Consider the following 15,856-nt stretch of genomic DNA (forward strand, 5'->3'; position numbering starts at 1 on the left):
CTGGACGGCAGGGTGTTAAAAAAAAGCGTTACAGCATGGGTAACCGTTTAGCACGCACCACGGCAATCAATACCGGCGCGCCGCATAGTGCGGTAAGTACACCCAATGGCAGCTCGGAAGGTGCGACGACAACACGCGAGATAATATCCGCCATAAGCACAATCAATGGGCCTATCGGCAGGCAAAACCACAGCGTGCGGCGAATATCGGGGCCTGCAAACGCGCGCGCTACGAACGGCACTACCAGCCCTACAAAGGCAATCGGACCAGCAATCGCAGTTGCCGCGCCAACTAGCAGTGCTACGCAGCCTACGGCTACCCAGCGGATCAGTGTGGGGTGATGCCCCAAACCACTCGCCACTCGTTCACCTAGCGCCAGCGCCGCCAGTGGCCGTGCAATGATAACCACCGCGATGGCAGCAACCAGTAAGCTAGGCAGCACCGCCAAAAGATCATCCAGCCGTCTGCCCGCCAGGCTGCCTACCACCCAAAAGCGAATCTCATCGGCAGCGCGCTGGTCATACAGCAGCATTAATGAGGTGAGCGAACCTAACAGCCCAGAAAACGCCGCCCCTGCTAGCACCAAGCGCACGGGGTCATTCCCCACTCCACGAAAACGCGCCACGCTGAGGACACAAATACAGCCCACCAACGCCCCTAACTGGGCAACCGAAATACGCAGCGTGGCAGCGCTAGCCCCTAGCACCAGTGCCAGTGCCACCGCGAAGGCTGCCCCGGCGCTTACCCCTAGCAAACCAGGCTCGGCGAGTGGGTTGCGGGAAATGGCTTGTAGCAGCGCCCCGGCAACGCCCAACGCAATACCAACAACAATGCCAATTAACGTGCGCGGAGCACGGAGCTCCCAGACAATAAACTGCGCTTCACTGTCGCTTGCGCTCTTCAGCAACCCCAGCACTCGCTGCGGCCCCACCTCACCTGCCCCAATCAGCAAACTAACGACGCTCACCGCCACAAGGGCGGTGAGCAGAATAAGCAACCATGTACGGGGAGCATAGCGCCGACTGGCACTGCTCACTGCGCTAGGTAGGGATGTCACGGCATCTTTCACGGCAACAATGCGTTCTCAATATCGTCCAAAATGGCTTGAGCAGCCAGCGGGCCGTTAGCACTGCTCCACAGCTGGCCATTCACCGGCACTACCTGCTCTTGTTTAACCACGTCCAAACGTGTGAAGGCAGCGCTTTGCTTGGCGGCATCTAATGCCGCTTGGCCATCAGCGTTAAGCGTAGCCAAGAACAGCCAGTCGCCGTCCACTTGGGAAAGATTTTCAAGACTGAGTATATCGCTATGGGGGTGCCCTTCATCGACCAGTCCGGCATCCTGAACCTCTACCCCCACTTTCGCTAACAACCCAGTGGCGATCAGCTCTTTGGACATCACCATCGGGCCATTGGGCATCCAGCGAGCCAGCACAGCAGTGCCGCCTGCGTTAGCATTATCAATAGCAGCGGCCAATTCGTTAGTGCGCTGATCGACGGCCGCAATGGCGTCTTCGATTTCTGCTTCACGATTGAGCGCCTGTCCATAAAGCCGCGCTTCCGCTTCCCAGTTATCAAACGCTAACGGCTGAGCGTGCGGCACCACAGTAGGCGCGATGCGCGATAGCAACTGGTACTGCTCTTCCGGTAGCTGGGAGGCGGCCAGAATTAAATCGGGCTGTTGGGCCAGAACCGCTTCAATATTGATTTCACGTACAACGCCGACAATCTCAGGGCGCTCGCCATTAAAGTGGGCTTCTACGTACTCAGCAACGTTATCACCACCGCGGGTAGTGACCGCGCCAACGGGGGTAACGCCTGCGGCCAAAGCGGCATCTAACGCGCCTTCATACAAAGTGACAATACGTTCTGGCGCATCGCTAACATCAACGTCTCCGTAAGCGGTATCCAGCGTGCGCGCCTGAGCAACGCTTGCCAATGCTCCACCTACTAATGGCCCACCTAGCAACAGTCCGCTTACCACAACCCCCATCAATCCCTTGCGTAGTGATGAGTAATCCATAGGTGACGCTCCTGAGTGTCTGTGCCGATGATAATAACGATTCTCAAAAGCACTTGCATTACTATTTCAACGAATCTTGCGTTCCAGATGCTGCAACGCCAGTTTAATTAGCCACCTAGCAGCCTTGATGGGCGCCCTTTTGCAGGTCTTTTTTCAACAATCTGTTCGACATTGAGCAACGCAATGTTCGATGAAACAAACTCGCATATGGGAACTTTTCTTCTTAGAATCACCACCTCGCTTGATAACCATTTTCATTAGCAAATAAGTTTCATCTCAGGGGATCGCCATGCCACGCTTCACTCGCACCGCTTTAGCCAGCGCCGTCGCTCTAAGCGTCACCGCCACCGCGGCCTTAGCCCAAGAATCAGAACAACTGGACAATATTGTTGTATCTGCGAGCGGCTTTGAGCAGGCACTGGTGGATGCCCCTGCCAGTATTTCCGTTGTTTCTCGTGAGGAACTGGAGCGCAAGCGCATTACCAGCGTGGCTGATGCGTTACGTGATGTAGAAGGTGTTGATGTTGGTGGAGCAGTCGGCAAAACCGGTGGCAGCAATATCAGCATTCGCGGGATGCCTAGCGACTATACGTTGATACTTATTGACGGCCGTCGGCAGAACGCAGCTGGCAGCGTCACGCCTAACGGGTTTGGCGAAACGTCTACTAGCTTCTTCCCACCTGTCTCCAGTATTGAACGTATCGAAGTGATTCGTGGCCCAATGTCGACGCTATATGGCTCTGACGCCATGGGCGGTGTAATCAACATTATTACTCGCCGAGTAGAACGCGAGTGGGTTGGTTCAGTAGGAATTGAAAACACTTTTAATGAAGATCGTGATTTCGGTGATCGCCGTGAAATCAATCTTTATACGAGTGGTCCGCTTATTCAAGACACGCTTGGCATTCAGGTGCGCGGTCGCTTATATGAACGGGATGCATCAGAGCTTACTTACACTGACGGCAACGGCAATCCCATTGACGTTAGCCAGCGCGGCCCCAGTCCCGTTGAAGGCGATACCTACAACCTGGGCGGCAAGTTAACCTGGACACCAAATGCCGATCATGACCTGTGGGTGGATGGCGAAGTTAATCGACAGCGCTATAACAACGACGAATGCCAGCTCGGTACTCTAGACGGCCGTACCCGCAGTTGCGCGCCAGACCCGGGTGTCGCAAATGGCTACGCCGACGAACTGCGTTTTGAACGGCAGCAAGTTGCTATTGGCCACACCGGGCGCTTTGCATCAGGCACGCTCGAATCCAGCTTGATGCGCAACACCACAGAAACTAAAGGCCGTACGATTCCTGGTGAAAATGGCGTTGCCTATGACGGTTTTCCTGGCATTGTGGGCGGCGCGCCGCGCGAGCTTGAAACCACCAATACAGTGTTAGACAGCAAATATATCATGCCGCTAGGCGACCACATGACCACGGTGGGCTTGCAGTGGTGGGATGCTAAGCTCGATGATGGGTTAGCAAATGAGACCTTTGAGCAAACTACGTGGTCACTCTTTGCAGAAGATGAATGGATGCTACGTGACGATTTGGCGCTAACACTTGGCGGCCGCTATGATCATCACGATGCGTTTGGCAGCCAGTTCAGCCCGCGTAGCTATTTAGTGTGGAACACGACCCCAAATTGGACACTAAAAGGCGGCGTCAGCCGAGGCTACAAAACGCCCTCGCTGAATGACCTGCATGCGGGTATCAATGGCGTCACGGGCCAGGGCACTATACTCACTATTGGTAACCCAAACCTTGAACCAGAAACCAGTACTAGCAGTGAAATTAGTGCACATTACGATAGCCAGGCAGGTTTCACCGCTAGCGCCACACTGTTCTATAACGAGTTTGACGACAAAATAGCCAGCGGCAACGACATTGTTGTTGAGAACGATCCGCTCGTGCCCGACGGCGTCTATAGCCAAGACATCAATATTGATGAAGCCGTTACCCAAGGGGTCGAGCTTTCTAGTAGCTATCAGTTCACGCCAGACTGGCGCTTATCAGCCAACTACACCTATACCGATAGTGAACAGAAGAGTGGCAACAACCGTGGCGAACCGCTGACCGATACCCCAGAGCATGCGTTCAATGCCACGCTGCGCTGGCAAGCCACGCCTCAGTTGGACACGTGGCTTTCCGCCGAGTACCGCAGCGAGCGTTACCGTAACCGTGAAAGCGTTAGGGGCGCGCCCTCTTTCGACGACCTAGGCGACTTCAAAGCCTATTCACTGTTCCACTTAGGCGGCAGCTACGCATTTACCGAGCAATTTAACGTGAGTGCCACCATTTATAACGTGTTCGATAAAGATTTTGTTGATTATCGCGCTTACGGTGACGGCACTAGCTTTGGCAATGTGTATGCCAATAGTGAAGAAGGGCGTCGACTGTGGCTATCTGCACGCTACGAGTTCTAAACGCTGCTAGCTAGAAGGTTCTGTTTACTGTTTCAATGAGAACTTGCTGCCCTGGCCATGTGCCAGGGCTTTTTTACGCCGTAAGGTTGGGTGGTAGCCAATCTCTATGCTGGCAATTCATTAAGTTAATCTCTCGTAAGCGCCAAGCTTAGGTACTATTAACCAACTTCCACGCCCGCTTAACAGCGAATTCAATGTTTATTAGGAAACTGTCTGTTATGACCGCGTACCCGCTTGTCCGCTATTTTGCTTTGGTTCTACTGTTGCTCTGCGGCCTAATACTTTCTGGCGCTTCCTTCGCGCAATCAGCCCCCAGGGTCGAACTCGCGCCCGTAAACCGCGAGCCAATTTATACCGAAACAAATCTAGTCGGCACCGTTAACTCCCTGGAAGATGCCCTACTTTCAGCATCCGTGGCAGGGCTTATTATTCAGGTAGCGGTTAATCCTGGCGACCACGTCGCCAAGGGAGACAGGCTAATCGCACTGGAAGACGACCTGGCTCGTTTTGACGTAGCAGCGGCGGTTGCCGCAGAGCAGGAGGCCCAGGCCGCGCTAGCGGAAGCGGAACGTCTACTGCGCGAAGCGGAATCGGTGGGCGTGGGGCGAAACATCGCGGCGACTGAAGCCAGCGCTCGTCGTAGTGCCGTTAACGTAGCTCGTGCCGCTCGCTCACGCTTAACGGCGGAACAAGCACGTTTAAGCGCCTTACTGGCTCGCCATGAAATCAACGCCCCTTTTAATGGTGTCGTCAGCGCTCGCAGCGTTAATCTCGGTGAGTGGGTCACGCCAGGCGATAGCGTTGCCCGCCTCGTTAACCTTGATGAACTGCGCGCTGATTTCCAGGTACCCGAAGCCTTTTATGCTGCCGTTCAAGACGAAGCGTTGATCAGCCTGCGCGTGGGCCAGCAAACCCACGAGACCACTATCGCTACCATGGTGCCGATCAGTGACCCCAGCGCTCGCACATTTCTATTACGCGCCTATGTGCCTGATACAGCTTCACTGTACCCAGGTAATGCAGTGGATGCCGTGCTGCGCGCTTCAACCGGCAGCGATGGGCTGACGGTTCCCCGCGATGCGTTAAGCCGCTACCCAGACGGGCGAGTCACCGTGTGGGTCGCCACACCTAACGAAAACAACACCTATCAGGTCACTGAACAGCGTGTGCAGTTGGGCATTAACTTTGCCGACCGTGTGGAAATTGTCGAGGGCCTCTCTGGTGATGAGCAAGTCGTCATTCGTGGCAATGAATCGCTGGTCGAAGGTGTCAGTGTTGAGGCTGTCGCGGCGGGGAGCGAGTAATGTTTGCAGCCCTACTGCGTCAACAAACGCTGGTCACTGTTATCGCGCTAATCTTCCTACTGCTGGGCATTGCCGCCACACTGCGCATCCCCGTTCAGATGATTCCCGACATTGAAGCCCGCACAATTACGGTCGAGACGCGCTGGGCGGGAGCGACACCCCAGGATATCGAAAAAGAGATCCTCATTGAGCAAGAGCAGTACTTGCGCAATGTGCCAAACCTTACCCGCATGACGGCCATGGCTGAAAGCGGCAGCGCTGAAATTGAACTTGAATTCCCGTTTAGCGTGGATATGACCGCAGCGCTGATTCAAGTCAATAACGCGCTCAGCCAAGTATCGTCGTATCCCACCAATGTGGACCAGCCACGCATTGTTTCTGCCGCTTTTTCGACAGACGCGTTTTTACGTTTTCACGTGGGAACGCTACCCGGCAACCCTAAGGCGTTAGATATCCAACTGATGAGCGACTTTATCGACGACCGTGTGCGGCCACGCATGGAAGGCGTTGAAGGCGTGTCAGAAGTCGGCGTCAATGGCGGTGCTCAGCGGCAGCTACAAATATTGGTCGATCCTGGTGCGCTGGCTCAGCGCGGGGTCTCACTTACCGAGTTACGCGACGCCATCACCCAGCGTAACCGGGATGTTTCCGGGGGTGAATTGGAAGCTGGTAAACGCCGCTATCTGATACGCACGCTGGGGCGCTTTGATGACGCTGAGGCCTTGGCGCAGCTGGTTGTCACTCGCCAAGGTGATAGCATCGTGCGACTTGCCGACGTTGCCGAAATCCGCCAGGGGCAGTCTCGCTTAAGCCAGCTATCGTTTTATAACGGCCAGCCGGGTATTGGTATGGATCTTCGGCGGGAAAGCGGAGCAAACGTCATCGATATTAAATACGCCATTGAAGAAGAAATAGCGGCAATTAACGATAGCATTCTGCGTCCGGCCGGTATGGAAATGGTGCTGACTGCCGATGATGTGCGCTACGTGGAGGCCTCGGTCAGTAATGTGTGGAGTAACCTGTTACTCGGAGCGGCCTTCGCAACGTTGGTGATGTACCTGTTTTTGCGCTCGGCACGCGCTACCTTTATTGGCGTTATCGGCATTCCCTTTTGCACCATCGCTGCTTTTTTAGGGCTGATGCTCACGGGGCGCACGATTAACGTAATTTCCATGGCAGGCATTGCCTTTGCCATTGGCATGAGCGTCGATAACAGCATTGTGGTGTTGGAAAATATTGAGCGATACCGCCGTTTAGGGCTCGACCGCATTGAATCGGCGTTACGCGGCGTGCAGGAAGTATGGCCCGCGACGCTGGCATCGACGGCCACCACCATCTTGGTGTTCCTGCCGATTCTGTTTATAGAAGAGGAAGCCGGGCAACTTTACTCCGACGTAGCCATTGCGGTTTCTGCCGCTATTTTTGCCTCGATGCTGGTGGCAGTCACCCTGGTGCCGTCACTATGTTCGCGCTTTAATTTTTCGATGCGCAACGAGCATGATGATAGCTCCGCGGCCTCACGCCCTTCGTGGGCTGGGGAGCGGCTTGATCGATTGATCGCCACTCCTTTTCGGCGCGGAGCGATTCTAGTCACTACAGTAGTGATCAGCGGCTGGACTATCGTTGTACTCACTCCGCCAGCCGAGTACTTGCCCGAAGGCGAGGAACCTAAAACCTTTGCAGTGATGAGCCCACCGCCTGGCTATAGCCTGCAGGAGATGGCGGGAATCGCCGCGCAAGTAGAGGATTACTTTTTACCCCATGTAGACGCTGACCCAGCGGCTTTTTTAGCGGGCGACACTGAGGTGCCACCGCTGGCTTATATGAACATGCGAGTCGCCCCCACGCGGCTGTTTATCGTTGCGGAAGCAGCTGACCCAAGTGATATCGAAGCGTTAATGGACGCACTTACCAGCTACTACGAACGCTTCCCTGGCATGCGTGCGTTTGCCTCGAAAGGCTCGATTATTTCCAGTAACGATGGCGGCACCCGGAGTATCAACCTGGATATCGCCGGCCCGGATTTGGCAACCGTTTATGAAGCCGCCAATAACCTCTACCGAGAAGCCCGCAATGAGTTTGGCAATCCGCGCATTCAGAGCCAACCCTCTTCGCTGTCGCTGGATCAGCCGCTGATTCAAATTCGCCCAGATTGGGCGCAGGCGTCAGCGCTTGGCTTAGCGGCTGGAGATGTCGGCTTTTCAGTCGCCGCACTTACCGAAGGAGCCTATGTGGATGACTTCTTTCTCGATGACGAGAAGATCGATATTTATCTTTATGGCCCTCAGCTGTCGCTACCTCTGGACCAACTACCCAACCTTCTACTCCATACTCCCAGCGGCGCGACGTTGCCGCTCTCTGCCGTCGCCAGCATTGATGAAACCATGGACACCAGTGTTATTCGCCGGGTCGATAGTAGCCGAACGGTGACCCTCAATGTCATCCCACCACCCAGTATTGCCCTAGAAGCAGGGGTTGAGCAGGCAGAGAGGATGCTGGAGCGTTTACGCCGTGAGGGGGTGCTACCCTCGGCGGTGGATATTTCGATTTCTGGGGCTAGTGATCAGTTGAATGCCACGCGAGACGCGCTAATGGGCAACTTCTTGATTGCCATTGTGATTGTCTATTTACTACTGGTAGCGATTTTCTCCCACTGGGGGTACCCGCTGCTGATCCTTACCTCCATTCCTTTGGGCGTGGTGGGTGGCATTATGGGTTTGGCAGCCATGAACGCAGTGGGCAGCCTACTGCCACTCATTGGTATCGCTCCACTAAGTCAGCCCTTCGATATGATTACGATGCTGGGTTTTTTGATCTTAATGGGAACCGTGGTGAATAACCCCATCCTGGTGGTCGACCAGGCACGCCGACGATTACACGATAAGCAGCTATCCGTTCAGGAAGCCGTATCTCAAGCAGTACAAACCCGCCTGCGCCCAATTGCAATTACCACGCTGACAACCCTGTGCGGGCTTTCACCGCTGGTATTTTTACCCGGTGAAGGCACCGAACTCTACCGTGGCGTGGGGGCGATTGTCCTATTTGGCTTGCTGGGAGCCTCCATCGTGACGGTGACGTTCCTGCCAGCATTGATGATAAGCGTAATGCAGCTTAGCAAACGACATACTCAGCCTGCCCAAGCCCAACATCCTTAAATAAACACGTGACTCACTCAAAAACGCGGCCGCCCAATAAGGTGGCCGCAACGTTTAATAGAAAGATTAAACAAGTACTAAAAAGCGACGTTTAGTCCCAACCAAACACGGCGACCATCGTCCACATAGCCATACTCGTCGTAAGTAATGCGCTCATCAAATAGGTTGTAGATACCCGCGTTCACCGTGGTGCTATCGTTGAGCTTGTAACCTACTCCTGCATCAACAAAGGTGTAGGAAGGCGCGACGATAGCGCTTTGCGACGGACCCGTAGTGGGCTGGCTCTCTTCACCGCGGTAGCTCACTTTTGTCCATTGGCTGAGTCGCGAGCTGACCTGCCAGTCAAGCGTAGCCGAGACCTGGTGGCGCGGTAGCTGCGTTAAAGGCTCACCAACATATTGGCCACTTTTTTGTTCGGAGTCAGTGAAGGTATAGCTAGCCGTTAACGAGACTGCATCTGTCAACGGCGCTGCCAGACTGGCTTCCACCCCTTGTGTAATCGCCTCATCCACGTTAACGCGATAAGTAGGGTCGCTGCCAAAATCATTTCGGCCATCGGTACAAATATCGATAGGACAAGCAATACGCGTAATTTTATCGTCAAAGTCGTTGTGGAACAGCGTCAAACTGCCGCTCAGGCCTGCATCATTGGCGTAGAGCAGTGCAATCTCTTTGTTAAGCGACGTTTCAGGTTTAAGGTCCGGGTTACCGTAAATATTGCCACCGCGGCTGACTTGCCCCCAATCGGGAGCGATTTCACGTAGGCTTGGCGAGCGATAACCGGTTGAAACGCCCCCTTTAAGCGTCCAGTCAGGCGTCACATTCCAAACACTGTAAAGACGCGGACTGACGTGGCTGCCGAAGTTATCGTCGTCATCGACGCGTAAGCCACCGGTCAACGCCCAGGTGTCGGTCAACATCCACTCATCTTCTACAAACAGCGCCCGCTGGCTATTTTCGATTTCAGTCCGGTCAGATATCTTGTTGGTGGTAGTATCGCTCAGCGACTCCTCTTCGTAGCTCGCTCCAACAGTCACTAAGTGCATGCCTAGTGGAATCACCGCGCTGGTTTTAGCGGTAGTGTTGGTAATTTCGATATCGCGGGATTTGTTGTCGCTACGCTCACGCTGCACAAAGGTCTCGCTGGTGCCCCAGTCAAAGCGGCCACTGTGGGTAACGGCAACGTGAGTGTTGGTGTATTCTCCGATACTGTCGGTGCAACCACCTTTGCACCCCTCAGCAGCGGCAGAACGCCCCATCCGAGAGTGACGATCCTGTTCGGTAATACCAGCTTCAGCAGTGAAGTCGTGATTATCGTTCGCCGCAAAGTTCAGCCGCGCGGTTAGACTTTGCAGGCTTTTCTCTTCGTAGCCATTCAAAATATCATCTTCATCCCGCTCAGACGCACGCCCATAAAGTTGCAGCCCTAATCGGTCATCCACTAACGGGCCGCTTAGGTAGAAATTCGCTTGGCGGCTATTTCCAGAATTACTGCTCTCTTGAAGCACCGTGTCGAGCTGCACATTGCCGTGCCATTCATCGGCCACCTTACGGGTAATTACGTTGATCACCCCACCAATAGCATCTGAACCGTAAAGTGTCGACATTGGCCCACGCACTACCTCAATGCGCTCAATCGCTTGTAGCGGCGGGAGCCAGTCTTGTTCAAACCCAGCGCTACCATTCGGGCGTGACTCCCGAGAATTTTGTGGGCGTCCATCCACCAAAATCAAGGTGTACTGGGAGGGCATGCCACGAAGTGAAATATCATTACCACGGTCACCTGCGCCACCACCGGTAACAATCACACCAGGCACATCGCGCAGGGCGTCGGTGACATTTTGATAATGGCCACGCTCAAGCTCTTCCCGAGAAATAACGCTGATAGATGCAGGGGCACTGGTAATTTGCTGTTCAAAACCTGAAGCGGTAACCACAACATCATCTAAGCGAGGCGTTTCTTGAGCCCACACGGCACTATAGGCCAATGAAGAGATGGCGCTGGCCAATAGAGTCCGACGCAAACGAGAAGACATGGCTGGGTTCCTTTGATGTAAAAAAGCATTTGCAATAAAATACGAATTATTAGCATTCGTATTTTTGCACAATCTTTTCACAAAGAGATCGTACAGCGTGTTCAGCTAGCCGGAACATAAATGCCAATTATTTGCATTTGCAACGCTTGATGGCACAATAGTCTTTCAATTGCTGCCCAGTGGCCCCGACCATGTACGATTTTGATGAACTCGCCGCCTTTGCCGATGTGATGACCACCGGTAGCCTGACGCGCAGCGCACAAAAGCTAGGGCTTGCTAAATCAACGCTGAGCCGCCGCATTAGCCAGTTGGAAGCAAGGTTGGGACAGCCACTGCTCAGACGACAAGCTAACCGACTGATTCCTACCGAAGCAGGTCTGCTATTTCATAACTACTGCACAGAATTGCTGGCGATGGCGGCACATAGCCAAGAAGCGTTAGCAGAACTACGTGAGGAAATCAGTGGAAAAGTAACACTGGAAGTGCACGGGGCATTGGCACGAGGTTGGATGGCGGGCGTCGTTGATGCGTTTTTAACCCGCTACCCAAAAGTCGAACTAACCCTTCATACTCGAGAATCTCCACCCACTAAAATGCACAGTAACAGTGTGCATATATGGCTAGGGGCAACGAACGAATGCGGGCTCAACCAAGAGCGTTTAGGCCACTTGACCCGTGGCCTTTATGCCAACCCCAGCTATCTTGCCAACGCTGGTTATCCTCAGCACCCAAGCGAACTTGAGGCACACGCGTGGATTGATTTACTCGATAGCGCTTCAAGTGGCCTGTTGTTACACCATACTCATCACGACGATTTTCTGTTTAATGCGCCCCGCTCGCGGCTGCGCGTCGACCTGACGGTGCTTCAAATTGATGCCATTGCCTATGGCCAAGGCATTGGGCTACTGCCCCATTGGGTCGTTGAAAAGCGCGAACAACACCATCCTGGTGATTTAGTTAGTTGTTTGTCCGGCTGGGAACCTGCTCCACTGCCAATCACCATGTTGTACGCTTACGGCCACCATTCTCGCCGGGTTAATGCACTGCTCGAGTTTTTGCGCGAGCAAGTTCCCACCGCTTGGCAATCACGTCACTCCACCGCTAACGCTGATTAGCCAATTCACCTTGCCAGTTAGCGGCCTAATTAACGACAATGAGCCGCTAATCATCGTCAAGGAATGGTAATGCTCGCCGAACTTTTTGCCGTGATGGCGCCGGTACTTGCCGGTGCTGGGCTGGGATATTTGTGGGTACGCTTAGGTCATCCCTACCCCGTCGACTTTATTACACGTTTGGTATTTAACATCGGCACACCCGCGCTAGTGCTTGCCTCACTTTCTGGAGCTAACATTGATGCCAATAGCTTTGGGCAGATGATGTTGGCCACAGCCTTAGTGATACTCATCATGGGTGCGGCAAGTTTTGTGGTCGCTAAACTGTTGCGCCGCAGTTGGCGCGTATTACTCGCGCCGATGATGTATCCCAACACCGGCAATATGGGACTACCCGTTGTTTTGTATGCCTTTGGTAGCGCAGGATTTGCCTATGGTATTACGGTGATGGTGACGGTCTCGCTCTTTCAGTTCACCTTAGGAGCCGTTCTCAATAGCAACGGAAGCCCTACCAAAACGCTGCTGAAAACGCCCACCGTGTATGCCATTTTAATTTCGATGGCGCTGCTGCTAACCGACACATCTCTTCCCCCTTGGCTGGCCAATACGGTCGACTTAATGTCTGGTTTCACCGTTCCGCTGATGTTGATCACGCTCGGCGTCTCCCTAGCCAGCATCCAGGTAAAAAGCCTACGTTCCGGCATCAGTTTTAGCTTGGTGCGCATTCCTCTTGCTGCTGGGGCAGCGTGGCTAATCGCAAGTTGGGTGGGACTTCCCCCACTGGCGCAAAGCATTCTCGTGCTGCAAATGTGCATGCCTGTAGCGGTGTTTAACTACTTGTTCGCCCAGCGCGCGCAGCGCGAACCAGCCTATGTCGCCAGCCTCGTATTCTGCTCTACGTTGCTAGCCCTGGTGTATTTGCCGATACTACTGGCGTTACTGATGTAACGTTACTCATATAGCGTTTCTGATATAGCAACATAGGGAACCCCATCCGCTTTAAGCAGTCACTGCTAGACGGGTACGTGATCATCACCAGCCACGACGACAGGAGTGACCATGATGCACCAAGCACATGAACGCCAGGCAGTGTTAACGATTCCGTCTCATCACTGGTTTCTAACAGCCATTGGCGGGCTAGTGCTGGCGGGTACTTTTAGTAATGCCCAAGCAGATATGGTTCATGACGCTATTGAGACCGATCAGATAACGTTGTCTCTTGATCGCGTGGCGAGTGGGTTGAGCAGCCCCTGGGCAGTTGCGTTTTTGCCTGACGGTCGTTTCTTGGTCAGCGAACGCCGCGGTCAACTAACCCTGGTAGATCAAGAAGGTAACCAGCAGACACTCGATGGAATGCCCACGGTCAGCCACCAGGGGCAAGGTGGGCTTCTCGATATCACCCTGCATCCTTCCTTTGGTGACGGTGAACATGACTGGATCTATTTCACCTGGAGCAAACCCGACGGCAATAACAGTCGATCAGCACTATCACGGGTTAAGTGGCAAGGGGATTCACTCGGTGAGGTCGAGCACCTTTTTGAACAGGATCGCGCTTCTTCACCCGGCCGTCATTACGGCTCGCGTTTGGCGTGGCTAGCAGACGGCACCCTAATAATGAGTATTGGTGACCGCGGCGTTAACCCATCCCGTGCCCAGGCACGTAACGACCATGCAGGATCAACGCTACGCTTAACAGACACGGGCGACGTTCCTGCTGACAATCCTTTCGTGGGCGATGACAGTACCCTGGATGAAATTTATTCCACGGGCAATCGCAACATTCAGGGTATGACGGTACTTAGCAATGGTGAAATTTGGGCGACCGAGCATGGCCCGCGCACAGGCGATGAACTTAATCACATCAAAGCAGGCAGTAATTATGGCTGGCCAGTCGTTAGCTTGGGGAATGATTATCGGACGAATGAGCCGATCGGAGTCGAATCGAAGCCCGGCATGGTCGACTCGGTTTACCGCTTTGAAGGTCGTTTTGCTCCTTCGGGCCTTACCGAAGTCACCAGCGATGCGTTTGGAGACTGGCAGGGGCAGTTATTAGCCGGTGGTTTAGCCAGCGAGACCTTGCTGCGTCTGCAACTAGAAAACGGCAACGTGGTGGGTGAAGAGGTCGTTCTGGACGGTCACATTGGGCGCATTCGTGATGTGCGCCAAGGCCCTAGCGACGCCATTTATTTGCTAACAGATGGTGACCGGGCCAGCCTTTACCGTTTGGAGGTGGTTAATTAACCCACACTAACGTTATCTAAACCGTTACTCTTTATACTACCTATTTATACAGTCTATGTACGCTGCCAGTGCTGTTCACAGCTGAACAGCGGGTACTCATCACGGATGCCTGATGCGACTACGTAATTTAATTATTTTGACGGTCATCGTGCCGCTGTTTGTCATTCTAGTGGTTTTTAGCCTAGTGGCTATCAAGTCGCTAGAAGATAACGTGCGCTCCAAGCTGCAAACCGAAGTTGAGATTATTACCCGAGCATTGGGTACATCACTGAGCTATGCCGTCGCTCGCGATAGTGATACCCCGCTAGAAGAAGCATTGCAATCCGCTTTTTCATTTCATCGTATTTATGGTGCTTATGTGTTCGATACACAAGGCCGAGAAGTTTATGGGCTTGGTTTAGGCAAAGATCTGTTTACGCCAGATGAAATTCAGCAGGTTATCGAACAAGACGATCTTTATAGCAATTACCGCCAACAGGAAGGCTGGACGTACTACTCAGCATTGATTCCGCTACGGGCGCAAGACGGTACGGTACAAGGTGTTTTGCAAGTAAACCGTCTTAATACCGGCATCGAAAACTATACGGGCTTTATCAGCATTGTGGCAGTTCTGGTGTTTGTTATCGGAGCGGCCGGTATTGTCTTTAGCATTTGGTGGGGCTTTAGGCACTATATTGAACGGCCGCTCAATCGCCTTTTAAACGTCATGTTATTGGTCGAAGATGGCGACCGCAGCCAACGGGCTACCGTGGATGGCCCAACGGAATACCGACGTTTGGCATCAGGCTTGAACGGCATGCTAGATGCTATGGCAGAAAAAGATCGTGATATTGATGCCCGCCGACAGCGCGAAATCGAATTAGAAAAGCGCCTGCGCAAATCTAAAAAGCTGGCCGAGTTAGGCGTTTTGGCGGCCGGTGTGGCCCATGAAATTGGCGCGCCATTGACCGTTATCAATGGCCAAGCTCAGCGCTTAGCCCGAAGGGATACCATTGGCGACGATGAACGTGCACGTCTAAGCCGCATTCGAGGCGAAGTCGAAAGAATTGTTCAAATTGTGCGCCAGTTAATGGAACTAGGCAGACAACATAACGTAGAGAAAGGCACGCAAGCGCTTGATCAACTTATTCTTAGTGCTAGTGAGTTAGTGGAAGAGGAGCTTGAGCCACGAAATATTCACCTAGATATTGATCTTCCCACCCCTACCCCCCATTTATTAGTCAATGGGCAGCAAATTGTGCAGGTACTCACCAATCTATTGCGCAATGCAGCGCAAGCACCTGATGTTAGCTGTATACGCCTTAGTGCCAAGCAATACAGTGAAGAGCTAACGCTGTGGGTGGAAGATGACGGGCCTGGTATTCCCGCGTCACATCATCAGCAAGTATTTGACCCTTTCTTTACGACCAAACCGGTGGGCCAAGGCAGCGGCTTAGGGCTCTCCATGGTACACCGCATTATTAACGACCACGGCGGGACAATTGGCGTATTTGATAGCGGCCTTGGCGGCGCTGGATTTGAGATTACGCTCCCCCTTAGTGAAACCGCATCCGCTTGAGGAAAA

General features: G+C 53.5%; 10 protein-coding genes. 7 read left to right on the forward strand and 3 right to left on the reverse strand.

Annotation, left to right across the window (positions count from 1 at the left end; all coding sequences use genetic code 11):
* Window positions 1-28: 28 nt before the first annotated feature.
* Both B6A39_RS13955 and B6A39_RS13960 read right to left on the reverse strand, forming a co-directional pair.
* Entirely contained in the window at window positions 29-997 is a 969-nt protein-coding gene (locus B6A39_RS13955; RefSeq protein WP_083007917.1) for a FecCD family ABC transporter permease, read from the reverse strand.
* Window positions 998-1,065: 68 nt separating this feature from the next.
* Window positions 1,066-2,022, reverse strand: a complete 957-nt coding sequence (locus B6A39_RS13960) for an ABC transporter substrate-binding protein (RefSeq protein ID WP_083006669.1) — start codon at window positions 2,020-2,022, stop codon at window positions 1,066-1,068.
* Between the two features lie 289 nt (window positions 2,023-2,311).
* Between B6A39_RS13960 and B6A39_RS13965 the strand changes: the two genes are divergently transcribed.
* The 3 genes from B6A39_RS13965 (at window position 2,312) to B6A39_RS13975 (ending at window position 8,903) form a co-directional block, all read left to right on the forward strand.
* A complete protein-coding gene (locus B6A39_RS13965; protein WP_083006671.1) occupies window positions 2,312-4,444 on the forward strand; it encodes a TonB-dependent receptor domain-containing protein in 2,133 nt (710 codons plus the stop codon).
* 218 nt (window positions 4,445-4,662) lie between these two features.
* Complete coding sequence (locus tag B6A39_RS13970; RefSeq protein WP_083006672.1) at window positions 4,663-5,748, forward strand: efflux RND transporter periplasmic adaptor subunit; 1,086 nt, start codon at window positions 4,663-4,665, stop codon at window positions 5,746-5,748.
* Window positions 5,748-8,903: an efflux RND transporter permease subunit gene (locus B6A39_RS13975; RefSeq protein ID WP_083006674.1), complete on the forward strand. Its 3,156-nt coding sequence runs from the start codon at window positions 5,748-5,750 to the stop codon at window positions 8,901-8,903. The genes B6A39_RS13970 and B6A39_RS13975 overlap by 1 nt, the downstream gene beginning before the upstream one ends.
* 77 nt (window positions 8,904-8,980) lie before the next feature.
* Here B6A39_RS13975 and B6A39_RS13980 read toward each other — a convergent pair whose 3' ends face one another.
* A complete protein-coding gene (locus B6A39_RS13980; RefSeq protein WP_083006676.1) occupies window positions 8,981-10,939 on the reverse strand; it encodes a ligand-gated channel protein in 1,959 nt (652 codons plus the stop codon).
* Window positions 10,940-11,130: 191 nt separating this feature from the next.
* Here B6A39_RS13980 and B6A39_RS13985 point away from each other — a divergent pair, with 191 nt between their 5' ends.
* The 4 genes from B6A39_RS13985 to B6A39_RS14000 all read left to right on the forward strand — a co-directional run bounded on the left by B6A39_RS13985 (window position 11,131) and on the right by B6A39_RS14000 (window position 15,850).
* Window positions 11,131-12,054: a LysR family transcriptional regulator gene (locus tag B6A39_RS13985; RefSeq protein ID WP_083006678.1), complete on the forward strand. Its 924-nt coding sequence runs from the start codon at window positions 11,131-11,133 to the stop codon at window positions 12,052-12,054.
* Between the two features lie 69 nt (window positions 12,055-12,123).
* Window positions 12,124-12,999: an AEC family transporter gene (locus B6A39_RS13990; RefSeq protein WP_083006679.1), complete on the forward strand. Its 876-nt coding sequence runs from the start codon at window positions 12,124-12,126 to the stop codon at window positions 12,997-12,999.
* A 114-nt stretch (window positions 13,000-13,113) separates the two neighbouring features.
* Window positions 13,114-14,292: a PQQ-dependent sugar dehydrogenase gene (locus B6A39_RS13995; RefSeq protein WP_083007918.1), complete on the forward strand. Its 1,179-nt coding sequence runs from the start codon at window positions 13,114-13,116 to the stop codon at window positions 14,290-14,292.
* Window positions 14,293-14,404: 112 nt separating this feature from the next.
* Window positions 14,405-15,850, forward strand: coding sequence for a sensor histidine kinase (locus B6A39_RS14000; RefSeq protein ID WP_083006681.1), 1,446 nt, complete (start codon window positions 14,405-14,407; stop codon window positions 15,848-15,850).
* The last annotated feature ends 6 nt before the right edge of the window (window positions 15,851-15,856 follow it).

This window comes from Halomonas sp. GT (genome assembly GCF_002082565.1).
Taxonomy (GTDB): domain Bacteria; phylum Pseudomonadota; class Gammaproteobacteria; order Pseudomonadales; family Halomonadaceae; genus Vreelandella.

Bases quoted from the DNA above. Each gene is read 5' to 3' on its own strand.
- B6A39_RS13970 (WP_083006672.1), top strand. From the start codon at position 4,663: ATGACCGCGTACCCGCTTGTCCGCTATTTTGCTTTGGTTCTACTGTTG.
- B6A39_RS13990 (WP_083006679.1), top strand. From the start codon at position 12,124: ATGCTCGCCGAACTTTTTGCCGTGATGGCGCCGGTACTTGCCGGTGCT.
- B6A39_RS13965 (WP_083006671.1), top strand. From the start codon at position 2,312: ATGCCACGCTTCACTCGCACCGCTTTAGCCAGCGCCGTCGCTCTAAGC.
- B6A39_RS14000 (WP_083006681.1), top strand. From the start codon at position 14,405: ATGCGACTACGTAATTTAATTATTTTGACGGTCATCGTGCCGCTGTTT.
- B6A39_RS13975 (WP_083006674.1), top strand. From the start codon at position 5,748: ATGTTTGCAGCCCTACTGCGTCAACAAACGCTGGTCACTGTTATCGCG.
- B6A39_RS13980 (WP_083006676.1), bottom strand. From the start codon at position 10,939: ATGTCTTCTCGTTTGCGTCGGACTCTATTGGCCAGCGCCATCTCTTCA.
- B6A39_RS13985 (WP_083006678.1), top strand. From the start codon at position 11,131: ATGTACGATTTTGATGAACTCGCCGCCTTTGCCGATGTGATGACCACC.
- B6A39_RS13960 (WP_083006669.1), bottom strand. From the start codon at position 2,022: ATGGATTACTCATCACTACGCAAGGGATTGATGGGGGTTGTGGTAAGC.
- B6A39_RS13995 (WP_083007918.1), top strand. From the start codon at position 13,114: ATGCACCAAGCACATGAACGCCAGGCAGTGTTAACGATTCCGTCTCAT.